The following is a 14,743-nucleotide window of genomic DNA, read 5'->3' as shown; positions in this document are numbered from 1 at the left end:
CCACATCCGATGGTGTGATCGTCGGATGCTAGGGAGGGCGAATGCGGGCGATTCAGAACATCGGTACGGCGAAGCGGCTGGGGGTGATCGTGGCCACCGGGGCCGTCGCGCTCGGCGGCCTGGCTGCCATCACCCTGACCAGCCAGTCGACGTTGAGCACCCAGGCGGAGGAGATGCGCAGCCTGGAGGCCTGCCTGGCCGCGATCAACCACCTGAACAACCGGCAGAGCGAGCTGAAGGTCGACGCCTACCGGGCCGCGCTCGGCCAGGACGTGAGCGAGGACGTCGCCGACGACGTGGAGTCCTCCACGATCGCCGCCGACAAGATCGTCGCCTGCGGTCTCCCGTCCGCCCTGTTCCAGGAGTTCCAGAGCTACCGCCCGGATTTCGTCGCCTTCAGCGAGTTCATCAGCCAGTTCGTGACCGACGGTGTCGCGGACCCGAAGTCGGTGCTCGGCCGAATCGACGAGATCCCCGAGGCCAACAACAAGACCGACGACCAGCTCGACGCGCTCACCGAGAAGGTGGAGGCGGCGGTCGCCGAGCAGAAGGCGGAGATGGCCACCGCCGTGTCCGAGACCCGGAACATGGCGATCATCGTGGCCGGTCTCGGCCTGGTCGTGCTGGTCGGCATGGCGATTCCGCTGGCCCGTTCCATCCTCGGCCCGATCCGGCAGCTCGGCAACGTCATCGACGCGCTCGACAAGGGCGACCTGACCGTGCGCAGCGGCATCACCAGCCGCGACGAGTTCGGTGTCATGGCCGCCGGTCTGGACCGTTCCCTCGACAAGCTGCGCACCTCGATGCAGACCATCGCCGGGGACGCCGACAAGCTCGCCACCGCCTCGAACCAGCTCGCCGGGGTCTCCGCGCAGATCGCCGACGCCGTCGACAACACCGACCGGCAGAGCAGCTCGGCCGCCACCGAGGCCGACGAGATCTCCCGCAACGTGCAGACCGTCGCCGCCGGATCGGAGGAGATGGGACTGTCCATCCGGGAGATCTCCCGCAACACCAGCGAGGCCGCCCAGATCGCGTCGATCGCCGTGACCGAGGCCGCCCGCGCCACCGACACCATCCGTCAGCTCGGCGAGTCGTCCGCCGAGATCGGCAACGTCATCAAGCTGATTACCTCGATCGCCGAGCAGACCAACCTGCTCGCCCTCAACGCCACCATCGAGGCCGCCCGCGCCGGCGACGCCGGTAAGGGTTTCGCCGTCGTCGCCAGCGAGGTCAAGGACCTCGCCCAGGAGACCGCCCGCGCCACCGAGGACATCCACAGCCGGGTCAACGCCATCCAGCAGGACACCGGCGGCGCGGTCGAGGTCATCAACCGCATCTCCGAGGTCATCGCCCAGATCAACGACTTCCAGACCACCATCGCCTCGGCGGTGGAGGAGCAGACCGCCACCACCGGCGAGATGAGCCGCAGCATCGCCGAGGTCGCCGCCGGTTCCAGCCGGATCGCCGCCAACATCAGCGACGTCTCCTCGGCCAGCGCGGCCACGGTCGGCGGCGTCACGCAGACCCGGGAGGCCAGTGCGGCGGTGTCGCGTACCGCGGACGAACTGCGTGGCCTGGTCGGCGCGTTCAAGTTCTGACCTCTCCGTCAGCGGAGCCGGTCGCCTTGGTCAGCAGGGGCTGGTCCTCTTCGTCCAGCAGGGTCGGTCGCCGGAAGGCGGCCGGCCCTGTGACGCGATCCGGCAGCCGATCGACATCGGCGACGGGCGTACGGTCACCGTCGGGGTCAGTACCGGGGTGGCGCTGCGGACGGCCGGCGGCGATGCTGGGCTCGACGCGCTGACCGCCGAGGCCGACGCGGGAATGTACCGCGACAAGCGGGGCCGGACCGTCGCCGCCTGACTTTCTCAAGGTCGGGCGGCACTCTGCCGATGAGAGGCGCGTGCGCAAGGTGACCGGTTGGCGGGCCGTGCCGCCGGTCGACGACTCGCTGCGGTCGCGCCGGCGCGCGGTGGAGGCGGCCCAGCTGGTCTCCCGCACCCTCGGGCTGGTGCTGACCGCGATCTACATGGCCGGCGTGACCGATCTGGCGCCCCGGGTGCTCAGCGACGACATGATGCTCGTCTGCCAGCTCGGACTCGGGCTGATGACCGCGTCGAACCTGGTGGGCCTGCTGGCCCGGCGACGAGCCGGCTCCCGCTGGTATCCGCTGCTCAGCGCCGTCCAGGTGCTGTTCGACACCATCATGATCATCGCGTTCGTGGCCGTCTCGGAACGGGACTTCGAACAGACCACCTGGCCCCTGCTCGGTCTCAGCATCTCCATCGCCGCGATCCGGCATCAGCTCGTGGGCGCCCTGCTGACCTTCGCGGCCACGTCGGTGGCCTTCCTCGTCCTCGTGCCGGGCTCGCCGGACACCGCCTTCGTGCTCGGCATCAGCGCGATGACCGCGATCATCGCCGGATCCCAGTCGACCGCGTTCGCCCGGCAGCTCACCACCCTTCAGGAGACCCGGCTCGCGCTCCAGCACCAGGCCACCCACGACGGGCTCACCGGGCTGCCCAACCGGGCCCACCTCGACGCGTACGCGGCCCGGCTCACCGGCGGCGCGCTGGGCGTCCTGCTCCTCGACCTCAACGGGTTCAAGCAGGTCAACGACACGTACGGGCATGCCGCCGGCGACCGCCTGCTGTACGAGGTGGGTACCCGAATCTCCGACGCCGCCGGTCCCGGGGTGACCGTCGGGCGGCTCGGCGGCGACGAGTTCCTGGTCCTGATGCCCGGCGCCGGGACGGGTGCGGTCGCCGCCGTCAGCGAGCGCATCCGCGACGCCGTCCGCCGGCCCGCCGGCCTCGGCGACGGCATCCGCGTCACGGTCGGTGTCAGCATCGGTGTGGCGCTGCGCCCGGCCGGTGGCACAGCCGGCCTCGACGCCCTCACCGCCGAGGCCGACGCCGCCATGTACCGCGAGAAGCAGGCCCGCCCGGCCGCGTGACATCGATCCGTTGCGATGCGAGGGGTGGCCGGGTAACGTGCCGTTGACACGTCGGCAATCGACGTGACAGGGGACTGCCCGGGGCGGGGCGTTCAGTGAACGCCGTCACCATCCCCCGTCAAGAGGCAGGTCATGAAGAGAAGACTGGCCACCATCGCCGCAGTCCTCGTCACCCTCACCGCATCCGTGCTGACGTTCGTCGCCCCCGCCTACGCCGCCACCGGCCTGCACGTCAGCGGCCGGAACATCGTCGAGGCCAACGGCAGCAACTTCATCATGCGCGGCATCAACCACATGCACACCTGGTACGCCGGGCAGACCGGCTCGTTCGCCGACATGAAGGCGGCCGGGGCCAATACGGTCCGGGTGGTCCTCAGCGGCGGCCGCTGGACCGCCAACACCGCCGCCGACGTCACCAACGTGATCAACCTGTGCAAGGCGAACCGGCTGATCTGCGTCCTGGAGAACCACGACACCACCGGGTACGGCGAGGACAGTGCCGCCTACAGCCTCGACCAGGCCGTCGACTACTGGGTCGGGCTCAAGAGTGTGCTCACCGGCCAGGAGAATCACGTCGTCATCAACATCGGCAACGAGCCGATCGGCAACACCAACGCCGGCCAGTGGACGGCCGCGACCGTCGCCGCCATCCAGAAGATGCGCAGCAACGGCTTCGAGCACCTGCTCATGGTCGACGGCCCGAACTGGGGCCAGGACTGGCAGTACACGATGCGCGACAACGCACAGACGGTCCTCGACGCCGACCCGCTCGACAACACGGTGCTGTCCATCCACATGTACGCGGTGTTCAACACGGCCGCATCGATCCGCAACTACCTCGACGTGTTCCAGAACAACAACTGGCCGGTGGTCATCGGCGAGTTCGGCTGGCAGTTCGCGCCGGGCGAGGTGGACGACCAGACCCTGATGGCCGAGGCCCAGGCCCGCGGCATCGGATACCTCGGGTGGTCGTGGGCCGGCAACACCGACCCGATCCTCGACATGACCAACGGCTTCGACGCCGCCTCCCTCACCACCTGGGGCGAGCGGATCGTCAACGGGCCCAACGGACTCAAGGCCACCAGCCGCGAGGCCACCATCTTCGGCGGCGTCCAGCCCAGCTCGCCCGCGCCGTCGTCGCCCACGCCGTCATCCCCGTCGCCCTCACCGTCGACGCCCACCGGCGCCTGCACCGCCACCTATACGATCACCGGACAATGGCAGGGCGGATTCCAGGGCGACGTGAAGATCACCGCGGGCAGCGCGGCGATCAGAAACTGGACGGTGACCTGGACGTACGCCAACGGCCAGACCGTCGCCAACGCCTGGGGCGCCACGGTGACCAGCAGTGGAACCACGGTGACCGCCCGCAACGCCGCCTGGAACGGCACCCTCGGAGCCGGGGCGAGCACCAACTTCGGCTTCCTCGGCTCCTGGACCGGAACCAACGGCGTACCCACCGTGACCTGCGCCGCCGCCTGATCCAACCGGCCCGGCCGGTCGTTCTCCCGGCCGGGCCGGTTGCTTTGGGAGCGCTCCCATGTAGGATGGCGGCAGAAGCGCCCGCCCCGGCGCCATCCCTGCCCCTGTCAATCATCCCCTGCACATGAACACCCGGCCAGGTGCTCGCCACCGCCCCCACGTGGGGTGGGCGACGGCGGTGAGCGCCTGGCCGGCCCCTCATCGCTCTCGTCTTGCGGTGGGTTCAGCTTTGCCGGTGGGATTCGCCTTGCGGGTGGCCCGCCTCCATCGCCAGCGCCCCGCGCTCTCGTCTTGCGGTGGGTTCAGCTTTACCGGTGGGATCTGGCTTGCGGGCGATCCGTCTCGGCCGGTGGTTTGCCCTGGTCCGGCCCGGCCTTGCCGGACTTCGCCTTGCGGCTGGCCTCGGCCGGTGGTTTCGCCTTGGGCCAGCACGGCTTCGTCGGACTTCGCCTTGCGGCTGGCCCAGGCCGGTGGTTTGGCCTTGGGTCGAGCCCGGCTTCGGTAGTGGATTTCGCCATGTAGTCGGCCCTCCTCGGCTGGTGGTTTCGCCTTGGGCCGGCCCGGCTCCGTTGGTGAGTTTGTCTTGAGGTCGGTCCGCCTCGGCCGGTGATTTCGCCTTGCGAGCGGCCCATCCTGAACTGGCGGATTTCACCCTGTGGTCCGCCCGCCTCGGCTGGGGGATCTTGTCTTGCGGTCGCTCCGCCGTCACCAGTTGGTCGTGGCGTGCCTTGCTCTGGCCTGCCGCCGATCCACTCTTGCGCGGGTTTCTTGAGAACCCTCGGAGTCAGATCTGGTGTTACTTGGTGACGACGCCGGTGCAGGGGCCGAGAAGCCTTGGCCACCAGGCCTTCGGCGCGGGACACGGTACTGAGCGACGACCGGGTTGGTCGGCCTGGCAGCCGATGAAGATATCTGAGTCGGATGGCCGGGTGATGGCCGGGCACGCTGTCATTCTCCGGTGCGTTGAGTGGTGTTGGGACGAACCGTTTTTCGCCGTATTCGGGTGCGGAGTGACGTTCAATAAGCTCGTCCTTCTGACTTCTCCACCTATCCGCTGGGACGTGGTCATCGGCTGATCTTTTCTGTGCGGCGTCGCCCGATCGATCATTATCTGCACCGTGAGGTCATGTGATTCTCCTCGCCCGTGAAGTCCGGGGTTGGCATGATCGAATACTTACAGTCGCGCTCTCGGGTCCGGAAGAATTCAGGTATGGCGCAGATGTCGTTGTTCGGACGGGCAGAGATTACCTCAATGCGGGACCGAACCGCGTCTCGAAATTACTCTGCCGCCAGGGACGAATTTCGGCGTGAACACGAGCGTCACCGCGCGTGGGGATTGCAGCGCCGCCATGCCGAGAAATTGCGCCGTATCCGCGAGGCTGTGTCCACAGGGCGAAGCGTTCCCGCGCGCCCCGATCCGCCTGCTTCTCCGCTCACGCTTCCGGATCCCCGGGAAGTGTCTGCCTCGTCTGGGTCCGCTGCCCAGCGATCTGCCATCCCGCCGCCTGCTGCCCAGGCCTCTGTCGCGTCACTGTCCTCGGTTTCGAGGTCTACCGCGCCGCCGTCTTCGGTCCCGCCGTCTTCGGTCCTGCCGTCTCGGGTGCTGCCGTCTCCGGTCGCGTCGTCTTCGGTCCTGCCGTCTTCGCACGCTTTGTTGTCTGCGGCTTCGCCGTGCTCGTCTTCGCCCTCTGTCGCGTCGCCGCCTCCGGTTGCGTCGACTCGGTTTTTGCAGGGTGTCGCGTCGCCGCCTCCGGTTGCGTCGACTCGGTTTTTGCAGGGTGTCGCGTCGCCGCCTCCGGTAGCGCCGACTCAGTCTTTTCCGCGTGCCGCGTGGCTGCCTAAGGTTGCGCGGCATCCGTCTATGCCTACTGTGCCGTCGTTGCCTTCGGCCTTGCCGCCTATCGCATCGGTGCCTCCCATGGCGGCGTCCGTTGCCTCGGCATGCGCTGCATCAGCGTCTTCTGGGCAGTCAAGTCCGTGTCGGGTCAACTCGGTGAAGGTGCCGGCTTCTGGCGCGGCGAGGCGTTGGGCTCCACCGCCAACCCAGCGGCTGGTGGGAGTGGCGCGGCAGGTTCGCGCAGGGTTGCGGGTCGAGACGTTGTCGCCAGGAAATTCGAGGCGGCGTGCGACGGTGTGTCCGGGCGGCGGCGTGGGGCTGTCCTTTGTGGCATCGCCGTGGATGGTTCGATCGGTCGGGCAGTGTGCGCCGTCGAGTGGGAATGTGGCTCGAAAACCAATCAGGGCGCGACCTGTGAATGCGTGGCTGACTATCAGGAAAGCGTTGCCGATGGCCTTTCTGCCTCGGTCGCCCCACTGTGGAATTTTATTGACTAGGGTGGCCGGCGCAGGGCCGTGTGCGAGGTTTCACTCAATGAATTCGGGTGGCTCCGGGCGCGCTTATGTCGCTCTTCGGTGGCACAGGTCAAATCTTGGGCGATTACTTGATTCTTGCTGTTCGCGAGGCGGGCATGGTTTCTTGAAGATTCCGGGGAGCTTCCCGTGCCCGTCCGCGATTTTTCGGGATTCGGTACGCCGTCATCGGTCGACTCCACCAGGTCGCAGAACTCGACACGGCGCGTTCACTTGGGGCGTTTCTTTTCGTGTATCTGCTGTCGGGTGGGTGCTGTGGGTTGCGGGGGAGGGGCCGCATCAGCCCGGCGGACGCGCTGCGGCCCGGGCCGGGCAGCCACGTGGCGTGGTAGTCCGGGGCCGGGCCGTTGCGGTGGGGCACTTCTGGTTCGTACCGGAGAGGTCAGGACCAGGAGGAGAGGACCTCCGGGACCGATGTGGTCTGCGGAGGGGCGGGGGTTTTCGCCGGGGTGCGCTGCAGGCGCGGTGCGGGGGCCGGCTGGACGATGCCGCCCACCTCGATGAATGCCCGCCGGGCCTCGTTGTGCGGGTGCAGGGGGGCCTCTGCCAGGGAGAGGACGGGGCTGACGCAGGCGTCCAGTGGTTCGAAGATCGCGGTCCATTCGTCGCGGGTCTTCTCCAGGAAGCGTTCGGTGAAGCGGCGGCGCAACTCGGGCCAGGCCTTGATGTCGAACTGGCTGGGCAGGTCCGGGTCGTCGGCCAGGTCCAGGCCTTCGAGCAGGGCGGCGTAGAACTGTGGTTCCAGGGAGCCGACGGCCAGGAAGCCACCGTCGGCGGCCTGATAGGTGTCGTAGAAGGGGGCGCCGCCGTCCAGCAGGTTGCCGCCCCGGGGGCCGGGCCAGCGACCGGCCGCGGCCATGCCGTGGATGAAGGTCATCAGCAGTGATGAACCGTCGACCATCGCCGTGTCGATCACCTGGCCCCGGCCGGAGCGGGAGCGTTCCACCAGGGCCGCCAGGACGCCGACGGCCAGGAGCATGCCGCCGCCGGCGAAGTCGCCGAGCAGGTTGACGGGGGCGTGCGGCTTCTCGCCGGCCCGGCCCAGCGGGTGCAGGGCGCCGGCGATCGCGATGTAGTCGATGTCGTGGCCGGCCGCGGAGGCCAGCGGACCATCCTGGCCCCAGCCGGTCATCCGCGCGTAGATCAGGCCGGGGTTCAGCTTCTCGCACACGTCCGGGCCGAAACCCAGCCGCTCGGCGACGCCGGGGCGGAAACCCTCGACCAGGACGTCGGCCTTCTGGAGCAGGCTGAGCAGCTGCGTCACACCGGCTTCGGATTTCAGATCGACGGTCACGGTACGACGGCCGCGTTGCATCGGTCCCGGAGGGGGACCGGCCGGTCCGTTGCCACCGGGACGTTCCACCAGCACCACGTCGGCGCCCAGGTCGGCGAGGATCATGCAGCCGAACGGGGCCGGGGCCAGACCGGACAGCTCCACCACGCGGATGCCGGCCAGGGCGGTCACCGGCGGCACCGATCGGTGGGGAGAACGTCAGAGGACACGGGAGATCAGCTCCTTCATGATCTCGTTGGTGCCGCCGTAGATTTTCTGGACCCGGGCGTCCGCATACATCTTCGCGATCGGATACTCCGTCGTGTACCCGTAACCGCCGAAGATCTGCAGGCACCGGTCGACGACCTCGCACTGGCCCTCGGTCAGATACAGCTTCGCCATCGCGGCGGTCGCCACGTCCAGCTCGCCGCGGGCATGCCGCTGGATGCAGTCGTCCAGGAAGGCCCGGGACACGCGGGTGCGCGTGGCCACCTCGGCCAGGACCATGCGGGTGTTCTGGTGCCCGATCAACGGCTTGCCGAAGGCGACACGTTCCTTCGCGTACGCGGTGGCCAGCTCGACGGCACGCTGCATGGCGGCGACCGCCCCGACCCCGATGACCAGGCGCTCCTGCGGCAGCTGCCGCATCATCTGGATGAAACCGGACCCCTCGGTCCCCAGCAGGTTCGCGGCGGGGACCCGGAAGTCGTCGAAGAACAACTCGGCCGTGTCGTTGGCATGCAGGCCGATCTTCTCGATCCTGCGGCCGCGGCGGAAGCCGGCCGGGTCACCGGTCAGCTCACACACCAGCATTGAGATGCCGTGCGCGCGTGCGGACGTGTCGGTCTTCACCGCCAGGACCAACAGGTCCGCCAGGATTCCGTTGGTGATGAACGTCTTCGAACCGTTGACCACATAGTCGTCGCCGTCCCGGATCGCCCGGGTGCGGATCGCCTGCACATCGGAACCGCCGTCCGGCTCCGTCATGCCGATCGCGCCGACCAGCTCCCCGCTCACCAGCCCCGGCAGCCAGCGACGTTTCTGCTCCTCGGAGCCGTAGTCGTTGAGGTAGCCGGTGACGATGCCGCTGTGCACGGCGATGCCCAGGCTACCTTCGCCGGCCAGCGTCTGCTCGTGCAACAGCGTCGCCTCGTGGGTGAAGTCGCCGCCTCCGCCGCCGTACTCCTCCGGGACGGACAGGCCCAGCAGACCCAGCTCGCCGGCCCGGCGGTAGTGCTCGCGATCGGGGTGCCCCTGCTGCTCCAGGCGGGCGGCGTGCGGCAGCACCTCCTTGGTGAAGAAGGTGCGCGCGAGCTCGGCCAGGTCGTCGTGTTCCGGCTTGCGCCACGGTTCGACATAACCGTCCAGTCCAGGCGTCGGCATCGACCCACCATCGAACACTATTGGCGATGTGTCAATAAGCTGGGTATGAATTGCCGCGATTCATCGTTCCCGCCGATGGCGACATAGATGGAACGGGCATCTCGGAAGGCTATCGATCGACGTGCCGTAAGGTCGGGCGGGTGAGTGTCCAGGCGATGCGCCGGCGCCGGCTGGAACCGGACGCCCGGCGCGAACAGATCCTGTCGGTGGCGATCCGCCTGTTCGGGTCCAAACCCTACGCCGATGTCTCCACCACCGACGTGGCGCGCGACGCAGGCGTCGCCCGCGGCCTGGTCAACCACTATTTCGGTACGAAAAAGGACCTCTACCTCGAAGTGGTGCGCGTGATGCTGACGGTGCCCGAAGTGGCGCTGGAGCAGCTTCCCGAGGGCGAACTGCCCGAACGGGCCGATTCCATCGTCAGCTGGTTCCTTGACGTGGTCTCCCGGCACAGCACCTCCTGGCTGGCCGCCACCGGGGCCGGCGGCATGGCCGGTGATGCCGATGTGAACGCCGTGATCGCTGAGGCCGTTGATGTCGCCGCGGCGGGTGTGCTGCGTGCGGTCGGCATGGGTGAGGATCCGTCGCCGGCGCTGCGGGGCATGACCAGGTCGTATGTCGGCCTGGCGATCTGGACGGCTCAGGAGTGGTTGCAGCGGGGTGTACTGACCCGCGAGCAGGTGCACGTGCTGTTGTCGACGGCGCTGGTCGCCATGGTGGAACAAGCGTTCCCGCAAGCCGTATAGGCGGACCGAACAGTCCAGGCACCGGACGAAACGGTCCGGCTTTGAGCTAGCCTCCTAGGATGCCTTACGCATGGTGCCCGAGCTCGCCGGTTCGGGGCGGAACCTCGGCTCATGGGAGCAGCGCTGGGGGCAAGGCGGCGTGCAGAGTCCAGTAAGGACAGGCTCGACGTCGGTGCGGGACGATGCCGGTATGCATTCGCGGCGACGGATCCTCTGGGCGGTGGGCGGGACCGTCCTCTTCGTAGTCGGGCTGGCCGGGACGTTTCTGTCGCTGCCGGCCGACGTTCGGGACACCGGCGACCAGATGGGCAGCGTGCTCGGCGCGGCCGGGGCGGCGGTCGCGCTCCCGGTCGGTTTGCTCGCGCTGTGGGCGCTGGCCGGTCCGGCGCGGGAGCAGGTGGCCGAGCCGGACGATGTGCTGGATCGGCTGGCGCGCCTCGCCGGGCGGCAGTGGGAGCGGGAGGCGGTGCGTCGCGGGCTGCGCGGGACGACGCCGATGCGCATCCGGTGGCGGGTCACCGAACGGCCGGTCGGGGTGCCGCCGGACGAGGTGGCCGACCTGGATCAGGTGCGGGTGACCCGGCTGCGTCTCGCGGGCGACGTGCAGGATCTGGCGGAGACCTGGCGGCGGCTGCCGTTCCGGCGGCTCGTCGTGATCGGACGGCCCGGTGCGGGCAAGACGTCGGCGGCGGTGCTGCTGACGTGCGGGCTGCTGGCCGACCGGCGGCCGGGGGAGCCGGTGGCGGTGCTGCTGGACATGGCCGGCTGGCGTCCGTCCACCGAGGAGTTCGCGCCGTGGCTGGGCCGTATGCTGGCCGGGCGCTACGGATTGCGGGTTCTCGCGCGGGAGGCCGGGCGGCTGATCGCGGAACGTGGTGTGATCGCGGTGCTGGACGGCCTGGACGAGATGCGGCCGGAGGAGCGGGCGGCCGCGGTGTCGGCGCTCAACGAGTTGGTCGACCTCCCGCTGGTGGTGATGAGCCGGGCCGAGGAGTATGCGGCGACGGTGTCCGGGACCGGTGAGCCGCTGAACCGCGCGCTGATCGTCGAGTTGGACCCGTTGAGCCCGCAGCAGGCGGCCGGATACCTGCCGGGCGGGCAGGCCGGTGATGGGGCCCGATGGGCGGCGGTGGCGCGGGAACTGGCCCGGCATCCGTCCGGTCCGCTGGCGGTCGCGCTGTCGAACCCGCTGATGACCTACCTGGCTCGGACGGTCTTCCGGGCGCCGGGTTCGGAGCCGGCCGAGTTGATCGCACTCGCCGCGAGCGGTGAGCTGGAACGGCGGCTGTTCGACCGCTACCTGCCGGCGTTGTATCCGGACCGGTTGCCGGCGCGGTCCCGGTTCTCGGCAGCCGGATCGGCGGTCTGGCTCGGTTTTCTGGCCCGGCTTCTGGATCGGCAGGGGCAACAGGACTTCGCGTGGTGGCGTATCGGCTGGGTTTCCGGTTCACCTGTTCCCGCGGCGCGATTCGCGGTGGTGTCCGGGGTTGTGGCGCCGTTCGTGCTGTTCTTCGCGTTGGTGGGCGATCTATGGGTGGAGATGGGTGTCTTCGCCGCGGTCGTCGGCGGAATCGCGTTCTTCTACCCGGGCGCGAGCACTCCGGAGGAGCCACGTCATCTGCGGTTTCAGGCTCGGCGGCTCAGGACGGCCGCGGTCGGTGGGATCGCCTTCGTCGCCCCGATGAGCTTCGCCAGGGTGCTGTTGTTCCCGGTGGGCGGGCGGGGTCTGATCGTGCTGTCGATCGCCCTGGTGGTCGCCGCGGTCTGGGTGACCCGGCCGGTCTGGCGGGAGTTGGCGCTGACCGTCGTGTGGCTGGGCCGCCGGGGCAGGGCGGCGAAGGTGGTGGCGGCGCCGCTGGAGGGGTTCCAGGGGCCGGCGCTGGCGTTCCTGATCGGAGCAGCGCTCTGTCTGTCCCTCGGCCTGTGGAATGACTCGGAGTTGCGGGACCCGCTCGGCTCGGCGTTGTTCGTCGGTGCGACGGTGGCGATCGGTCTGGGTGTCCCGCTCGGCCTGGTGTTCGGCTTGGCGTCGGCGTTCATCCGGCCGACTCCGGCGGACGAGTTGTGGGACCCGGAGCGGACGCTGCGCGGTGACCGTGCCACGTTGCTGGTGCCGCCTTTGCTGATCAGCGCGGTGACGATGGTCGCTGTGGTGGCGGGCGGGTCGGCGGGGATGTGGCAGTTGGATCCGGCCCCGGTCTGGTATGTCGTCCGGGCCGGTCTGATGGCGGGGGCGTTCGGATGGTTTCTGGCGGTTGGTTTGGGCTCATCGGTTTCGTCGGCCTGGCTCACGTACACCGTGGTGCGGTTGTGGTTGGCGGCCCGGGGGCGGTTGCCGTGGCGGTTGATGCCGTTTCTGGCGGACGCGGCCGGGCGTGGGGTGTTGCGGCGTAACGGGGCGGTCTACCAGTTCCGGCACGAGCGGTTGCGGGCGTATCTGGCTCGCGGCGGTGCAGGCGGTGTGCGGCGCCTGGAGTGACCGGGACCGGCGCCGCACACCTGGCTCAGTGGGTGCCGCCGTCGGGGCCGAAGGCGGTGAAGAAGCGGTCGCGGAAGGTGTTCATCTGCCAGACCGGGGCGTCGGGTGCCGGTTTGAGGCTGGGGGTCCAGTTCCAGGGAGCGATGCGGTCGAGGACGGCCGGGTCCTTGGCGACGATGGTGATCGGGACGTCGTGGCTGGCGTTGTCGCCGGTGACGACGCTGGACGGCTGGTGGTCGCCGAGGAAGACGAGGACCAGGTCGTCGTTGCCGTACTTCTCGATCCAGGAGATCAGGGTGGTGAGGGTGTAGCGGATCGACTTGCCGTACTCGCGGCGGACCTTGGCGGCGCTGGACCAGATGTCGGCCTTCTGGGCGCCGTCGGCGGCGATCGCGTTGTAGACGGAGCCGTCGCCGACCTGATCCCAGTCGATGAAGGTGGGGATCGGGGCCCACGGGGTGTGGCTGGAGATGAGCGGCATCTCGACCATCAGCGGTTTGCGTCCGGGCCGGTTGTACTCGACCTCGGTGAACTGCTTCAGCGTGTACTGGTCGGGCATCTGGGCCCAGCTGAACCGGGGGCCCTGGTAGGAGAGGTTGCGGGAGTCCCAGATCCGGTTGTAGCCGTAGAACTTGCCCTCGGGGAACGCGCGGGTGGCGCCGGGCATGACGCTGACGGTGTCCCAGCCGGCCTTCTGCATGGCGCTGGGGATGGTGAGGCGGTCGCTGGCGGTGAGGTTGCGGTACCGGGACTGGTTGTTGATCCACAGGCCGGACAGCAGGGTGGAGTGGGCGAGCCAGCTGTTGCCGCCGAACGTCGACGAGGTGAGCCAGCCGCTGCGTGCGGCGAAGCCGGCGGCCTTGAGTTTGGCGTCGCCGGCCTCGAGGACGGCGGTGGTGCCGGCGGCGAGGCTGGGCGACTCGACGGCGTTGCGGCCGTAACTCTCCACGAAGGTGATCACGACGTCTTTGCCGCGCAGGGCGGTGAGCAGCTGGTCGGGGGGCACGTTCTTGTAGGGGTCGGCCTTGACCTCCTCGGCGAAGGCGGCCTCGTTGGCGATGCCGGTCTTGGCCTGCCAGGCGCGGTCCCAGGCGTAGGTGACCGAGGTGCGGGCGGCGACCGGGACGGCCGGGAGCAGCTGGAGGCCGACGGCGAGTGACAGCATCCAGGCCGAGGCGATCCCGGCGGCGGCGAGGGCGGAGCGGCGGCGGTGTTCGGTGATCAGGGCGGCGAGGCGCAGGACGGCCCAGATCATCATGGCGACGACGGCGGCGGCGAGCACGATCGCGCCGATCGCGGCGCCCCAGGCGCCGGCGGCACCGTAGGAGTCGCGGATGAAGTTGAACGTGTCGTCGAACAGTTCCCAGTCGAGGATGACGTCGAAGGGGCGGGCCAGGGTTTTGAACCAGCCCATGTCGAGGCTCTTCTGGATGATCAGCCAGCCGAGGCCGGCGCCGAGGATCGAGCCGACGACGAGGCGGGGGCGGCGGGGGAGCACGATCAGCAGGAGGATGCCGAACGCGGCTTCGATCGGGATGCGGGCGAAGTTGCCGAGGGTGAGGCGGCGCAGGACGTTCGGGTAGAGCAGTGCGGCGAAGACGAGTACGCCGGCCAGGACGTTCAGTGCCTGGGACATCCGGGGCGAGCGCAGGATCCGGCGTACCCGGCCCGGGGTCTTCTCGGTGGCCTCGACGGCGGCGGCGACGGTCGGCTCGACCTCGATCGGCTCTTCGGTCGCCTCGGCGGCCTTCTCCGCGACGGCGGGAAGCTCTTCGGCGGTCTCCGCGGGCTTCTCGGTGGGCTGGGCGGGCTCTTCGGGGACCTCGGCCGGTTCCTCCGCGGGCGCAGCCTCGGTGGGCTGTTCCGGTGACTGCTCCGAGTGCTCGGCGGCCGGTGAGGAGTCGGCCGGTTTCCCGGAGGGCTTCTCCGAGTCGGGGTTCTGCGGGTCGGCGAGGTCTGTCGGCTGCACGTCATGGGACACGCATGCGGTCGCGGGATGGTTCAGAGGACGGTCGAGAAGTTGGGTGTCCAGGGTCTCAGCCTCTTGCCAATTT

General features: G+C 69.2%; 9 protein-coding genes. 6 read left to right on the top strand and 3 right to left on the bottom strand.

Annotation, left to right across the window (positions count from 1 at the left end):
• Window positions 1-41: 41 nt before the first annotated feature.
• The 4 genes from BC793_RS28985 to BC793_RS28970 all read left to right on the top strand — a co-directional run bounded on the left by BC793_RS28985 (window position 42) and on the right by BC793_RS28970 (window position 4,438).
• A complete protein-coding gene (locus BC793_RS28985) occupies window positions 42-1,601 on the top strand; it encodes a methyl-accepting chemotaxis protein (RefSeq protein ID WP_109598229.1) in 1,560 nt (519 codons plus the stop codon).
• Window positions 1,573-1,863: a GGDEF domain-containing protein gene (locus tag BC793_RS28980; RefSeq protein WP_109598227.1), complete on the top strand. Its 291-nt coding sequence runs from the start codon at window positions 1,573-1,575 to the stop codon at window positions 1,861-1,863. Before BC793_RS28985 ends, BC793_RS28980 begins: the two co-directional genes overlap by 29 nt.
• 40 nt (window positions 1,864-1,903) lie before the next feature.
• The gene (locus BC793_RS28975; protein ID WP_109598225.1) at window positions 1,904-2,956 is read left to right on the top strand and encodes a GGDEF domain-containing protein; all 1,053 of its coding nucleotides are present in this window, start codon (window positions 1,904-1,906) and stop codon (window positions 2,954-2,956) included.
• 132 nt (window positions 2,957-3,088) lie between these two features.
• Window positions 3,089-4,438 (top strand): cellulase family glycosylhydrolase, encoded by a 1,350-nt coding sequence (locus BC793_RS28970; protein WP_109598223.1) that lies wholly within the window; start codon window positions 3,089-3,091, stop codon window positions 4,436-4,438.
• A 2,752-nt stretch (window positions 4,439-7,190) separates the two neighbouring features.
• Here the strand turns inward: BC793_RS28970 and BC793_RS28965 are convergent.
• Both BC793_RS28965 and BC793_RS28960 read right to left on the bottom strand, forming a co-directional pair.
• Window positions 7,191-8,273 (bottom strand): CaiB/BaiF CoA transferase family protein, encoded by a 1,083-nt coding sequence (locus BC793_RS28965; protein ID WP_109598221.1) that lies wholly within the window; start codon window positions 8,271-8,273, stop codon window positions 7,191-7,193.
• Window positions 8,274-8,300: 27 nt separating this feature from the next.
• The gene (locus BC793_RS28960) at window positions 8,301-9,464 is read right to left on the bottom strand and encodes an acyl-CoA dehydrogenase family protein (protein ID WP_109598219.1); all 1,164 of its coding nucleotides are present in this window, start codon (window positions 9,462-9,464) and stop codon (window positions 8,301-8,303) included.
• Window positions 9,465-9,514: 50 nt separating this feature from the next.
• Here BC793_RS28960 and BC793_RS28955 point away from each other — a divergent pair, with 50 nt between their 5' ends.
• A complete protein-coding gene (locus tag BC793_RS28955) occupies window positions 9,515-10,210 on the top strand; it encodes a TetR/AcrR family transcriptional regulator (protein ID WP_239169942.1) in 696 nt (231 codons plus the stop codon).
• Between the two features lie 190 nt (window positions 10,211-10,400).
• Window positions 10,401-12,689 carry a hypothetical protein gene (locus BC793_RS49025; RefSeq protein ID WP_146246491.1) on the top strand — a complete coding sequence of 763 codons (2,289 nt, stop codon included), beginning with the start codon at window positions 10,401-10,403 and terminating at the stop codon, window positions 12,687-12,689.
• Window positions 12,690-12,714: 25 nt separating this feature from the next.
• Here the strand turns inward: BC793_RS49025 and BC793_RS28945 are convergent, their stop codons facing one another.
• Window positions 12,715-14,658 carry a sulfatase-like hydrolase/transferase gene (locus BC793_RS28945; RefSeq protein ID WP_307784567.1) on the bottom strand — a complete coding sequence of 648 codons (1,944 nt, stop codon included), beginning with the start codon at window positions 14,656-14,658 and terminating at the stop codon, window positions 12,715-12,717.
• Window positions 14,659-14,743 lie beyond the last annotated feature (85 nt).

Origin of the sequence: Actinoplanes xinjiangensis, from assembly GCF_003148685.1 — a bacterium.
GTDB classification, from domain to species: Bacteria; Actinomycetota; Actinomycetes; order Mycobacteriales; family Micromonosporaceae; genus Actinoplanes; species Actinoplanes xinjiangensis.
The sequence above is the reverse complement of the archived record's forward strand: the minus strand, read 5'-3'. Positions and strand labels throughout refer to the sequence as shown.

What these genes read in the sequence shown, in the direction of transcription:
- BC793_RS28985 (WP_109598229.1), top strand. Translation starts at nt 42, where the DNA reads ATGCGGGCGATTCAGAACATCGGTACGGCGAAGCGGCTGGGGGTGATC.
- BC793_RS28970 (WP_109598223.1), top strand. Translation starts at nt 3,089, where the DNA reads ATGAAGAGAAGACTGGCCACCATCGCCGCAGTCCTCGTCACCCTCACC.
- BC793_RS28960 (WP_109598219.1), bottom strand. Translation starts at nt 9,464, where the DNA reads ATGCCGACGCCTGGACTGGACGGTTATGTCGAACCGTGGCGCAAGCCG.
- BC793_RS49025 (WP_146246491.1), top strand. Translation starts at nt 10,401, where the DNA reads ATGCATTCGCGGCGACGGATCCTCTGGGCGGTGGGCGGGACCGTCCTC.